Genomic DNA, 3491 nt, shown 5'->3' with positions numbered 1-3491 from the left:
TCTCTCCGGCGAGCCGCTGTGCCGCTCCTCGTCGTACCTGGCCAGGGGACTGACGACGACCAGCCGCCAGTTGCGTGAGACCGCGTTCGTGGCGATCTCGCGGTTAGTGGCCTCGCGCCGCTTCTCTTTCTGAGCAGCCAACAGCAACACCTGGTCGAGCTTGATGCGAGGGGCTACCGACACCCGCCCGGCGCACTTGTGAAGCAGGTGAGAAACCAGCTCTCCATTACGCTTTCCCGCCATCGCCGGATACCAGGTGGTGAGCCGGCTTTCCGACCAGAGAAGATGCAGCAGGCCCAGGAGCGTCATTGCCGGCTTCTTCACGCCCGGGGCAGCCGGAGGGGAGAGCGCCGCATCCCCAGCTTCCCCAGGCGCTTGCTGCCGTACGCCCCGGGCGAGCCTCACCTTCATCCCCCCGTCGGCGGTTTCTTCCACCACGCCGACTGCGTAGCCCTGCAGACCGGAGCGCTGCGGCGCTGCTGCATAGAAGCGACAGTCATTGGCATGCTCCGGGCCGCTGTGAGGGTAGCGGGCTAGGTGGTAGCCGTCCGATCCTTCGCGCAGCTTGATCGTCAGCTTTCGCTCGCCGCTCCCGGGGCAGCCACATACCCCGTGCTCACGGCCGTAGGCGCGCTCAAGAGCACGCTTCCAGGCCGCGGCATACTTAGGATCCGTCTGGTATCCAGGGGAATAGGACTCCTCGCCCAGGGTGATCCGATAGCGGTTGTTGAGCATAGGCAAAGGTCTCCAAGCCGAAGTGGCAGCTATCTCCTCATCGCGCCCAAATAGCGAGCGCTGCGTGCCGGCGGCGCTGAAGGAGAGATTCCTGTCAGTACAGCACGGCAGCCGGATAGGCAAACTCCGGATTGAGCACGCTCCGGGCGTGAAGCCCGTAGATCTGGCCCGCGGCCGGCAGTCGCGCTAGTCCCTGTACTGAAGCCCCACGGCGGATCGGCAGTTGCGATGCTCTAGGCTGCCAGCCTTATATGGCCAGCAGGCGCGGTCCTTCATGCTCGGTGTCTGGTGCACCACCGTAACCTTAGTCGGCTGCGGGGGCTCCTCTTCTGGCGCCAGGCTTCGAGGGGCTTCGCTGAAGCTCACCACGTTATCGGCGCCGCGTGGCGTGAAGTTGCGGTCGTTGAAGACGGTCTGCTTGCCGACCGACGCTGCCGGCGGCTGGACGTTCGAGGGTGGGGTCGCCGCGGCTGCCGCATTTCCTTCCACGGGTGAAGGCGTGGCACGGCGGACCGTGCCGCGGGTGGTATCGGCCGGCTCTGGGGCAAGGTGAGCTGCAGCCTCGGCGCGATGGGCGGGGTGGCCAGTACCTACGGATGTCGATGGACCTGGCAGCACCCTGCTGGCCAGCTCCAGGGCAGCGAATGTCGCGAGGCCGCCGACGGCAAGGCACACGACTAAAGCGACCGGCCGCGCCCTACGCGGCTTCTGCGCCAGCCAGTCAGGCGCATCATCAGGCTCAGCACTCATTGCCATGTTCAAAAGTCCTTTTTCCTTTGCATCCAGGGCGGCCCCGGCGGTGTCACTCTGCGGTGCCTGACCTACTGGTGCCAGGGTAAACGCGCTGGCGCCCAGACCTGGCCATCCTTCGATGTGCGGTCCCCGACAAGCGATAAGGTGCCCGGTGTTTGCGTTTTCCAGAAGGCCGCTAGCCTAGGAGACGATTCCATCAGTATTGAGCGAGCGCAAGATGAACAGGCACCCCAAAGTCCTACAGGAACTGTATGCGGAGCGGGAGCGTGCGGTTGCCGCCTTGGGCGACGGAGAGCAGATTACCGCCGCAGATCTCGAAGGACTGGATTACTTGGGCCGGTTCAAGGTGGCCAACGAGCACTGGCACCTGTGTGACGCGTCTGCGCGGAGCGCGCTGCTCGGTGACACCCATCATTTCGTCGCTTCCTGCGCACGCCTTCAGGAGTCGAACTGATGGATCACACCACACGGATCGCATTCCTCACCGAGTTACGAGACCTCCTCCAGCGATACGACGCGGAGATCTCCGTCGACTATGACGACTGTAGCGATTTCCATGGAGTCACCGGTGAAGCCATGAGTGTCAGCATGGGCAAAGTTGATCGTTTTCATGGTCGCCCGACTTTCACGCTGGGGGAGGGATGGGGGATAGAACCCGAAGGCTTGTCCCGACTGCTAAAATCCTACGAGTGAGCGTAATCCAGGAGATGCAAAGGGCTACCACAAGGCATTGCCCGGCGGCGGCCTGAACAAGGCCGAGGAAGCTGAGCGCGCGCGGGTAGCGGGTATCTGTGAAATAGAGAGCGCGCACGTCTTTAACCGATTTGCCCACCTGGTACGCGCCGAATGCGGCTGACCAGATTTCAGAACCCTCCCCACAACGACCCCGGCGATGCCGGCGAGGATCTAGCCATGGGCACCACTACCGCCACAATCGTGGATATTCCACAGCTCGAAAAAACCATCCTGCAGATGGCACAAGACTGTCTGATCGTCGCCGAGCAATACCGCGATAAGCGCCTGCAGGGCACCGCTACGGACGAGGATGCGGAGACGTTCGTGGACAATTCCGTGGCCCTGGAGACGTTGGTGAAATTGGCCTACGACAACGATTCCGGAATGACCACCGAGACCCGCATGTTGCTGCTCGGCATCGAGAGTCAGGAGGTCCAGCTGATGCTCCCCCTGCGCGAAGGCTGAACCCTCCCCACTACCTACCCGACCCCGGCGCCGCCGGCAAGGCTCGAATCCATGAGTGAGCAACAAACGGAAATTGATGCCATCAAGGCCAAGATGGACATAGTGCGCCTAGCCTATCAACGCCTGGTGGACGAATCTGATGCGCTGCGGACATGCCTGAACGCGAAAAAGCGCCGTCCGGCCAGCTTGGTAAACGCGCGCGAGGATGTGGCTAGAAGTTGCCGGGCGCTGATATCGGTGTTGAAGAACTGAACCGCCATACGGCACCGCCGTGTCAAGGCTAAATAGAAATGTCGCTCTGGTGACTAAGTAGAAATGTCTGTCTCACCGGCGCAGTAATCTTGTTGTGGACCGCTGACGAAAGTGCCCAGGCGCAAACGTCCACTGTGCAGGTCACGGTAGCAACGTTCAACGCGCTGGGTGGTGGTAGGTGGTGTTCGATTCGGGCTGCTCAACTTGCTACAAGGGGAAGATGAGTGCCTGAAAGCAATTAAAACATTCGCCTCGCCTACCTCCGCGTTCGAAGTTGAGCTGGGCCGCGGTTTTTTCTAAAGCTTTAGATTCTGGCTCGAGTTTTCCTTTTCCTACTGTCGCGCGCGCGGGGCGACTGGGTAGGGAGGTGGAGCGCGGGCAAAAGGGGGGCAAGTGGTGCCGGTGAAGCTGTTTTTCCAGGGCAGTATATTTTTAGGTATGCAGAAAGCGCCACATTGAATCGCCCCTGGTTTCGTAGACACCTCCAAGCCTCATAATGAGGCCCAAATAGGAGGTGCCATGAGTCGTCAGCGTTACCCCGAAGAATTCAA

The 3491-nt window shown here is 61.4% G+C and carries 5 protein-coding genes; 4 read left to right on the top strand and 1 reads right to left on the bottom strand.

Annotated elements, in window-relative coordinates; genetic code table 11:
• The coding region (locus BMZ43_RS25870; RefSeq protein ID WP_143075347.1) for a DUF1173 family protein at positions 1-735 on the bottom strand (735 nt) is incomplete at its 3' end.
• Between the two features lie 955 nt (positions 736-1690).
• Here BMZ43_RS25870 and BMZ43_RS25865 point away from each other — a divergent pair.
• The 4 genes from BMZ43_RS25865 to BMZ43_RS25850 all read left to right on the top strand — a co-directional run bounded on the left by BMZ43_RS25865 (position 1691) and on the right by BMZ43_RS25850 (position 2940).
• Positions 1691-1942 (top strand): hypothetical protein, encoded by a 252-nt coding sequence (locus BMZ43_RS25865; RefSeq protein WP_007162520.1) that lies wholly within the window; start codon positions 1691-1693, stop codon positions 1940-1942.
• Positions 1942-2181: a hypothetical protein gene (locus BMZ43_RS25860; protein WP_007162519.1), complete on the top strand. Its 240-nt coding sequence runs from the start codon at positions 1942-1944 to the stop codon at positions 2179-2181. The genes BMZ43_RS25865 and BMZ43_RS25860 overlap by 1 nt, the downstream gene beginning before the upstream one ends.
• A gap of 219 nt (positions 2182-2400) precedes the next feature.
• A complete protein-coding gene (locus BMZ43_RS25855; RefSeq protein ID WP_007162518.1) occupies positions 2401-2688 on the top strand; it encodes a hypothetical protein in 288 nt (95 codons plus the stop codon).
• A 51-nt stretch (positions 2689-2739) separates the two neighbouring features.
• The gene (locus BMZ43_RS25850; protein WP_007162517.1) at positions 2740-2940 is read left to right on the top strand and encodes a hypothetical protein; all 201 of its coding nucleotides are present in this window, start codon (positions 2740-2742) and stop codon (positions 2938-2940) included.
• Positions 2941-3491 lie beyond the last annotated feature (551 nt).

This window comes from Pseudomonas sp. Snoq117.2 (assembly GCF_900110545.1).
Taxonomy (GTDB): domain Bacteria; phylum Pseudomonadota; class Gammaproteobacteria; order Pseudomonadales; family Pseudomonadaceae; genus Chryseomonas; species Chryseomonas benzopyrenica.
Note: the sequence above shows the minus strand (reverse complement) of the source record. Positions and strands in the feature narration are given on the sequence as shown.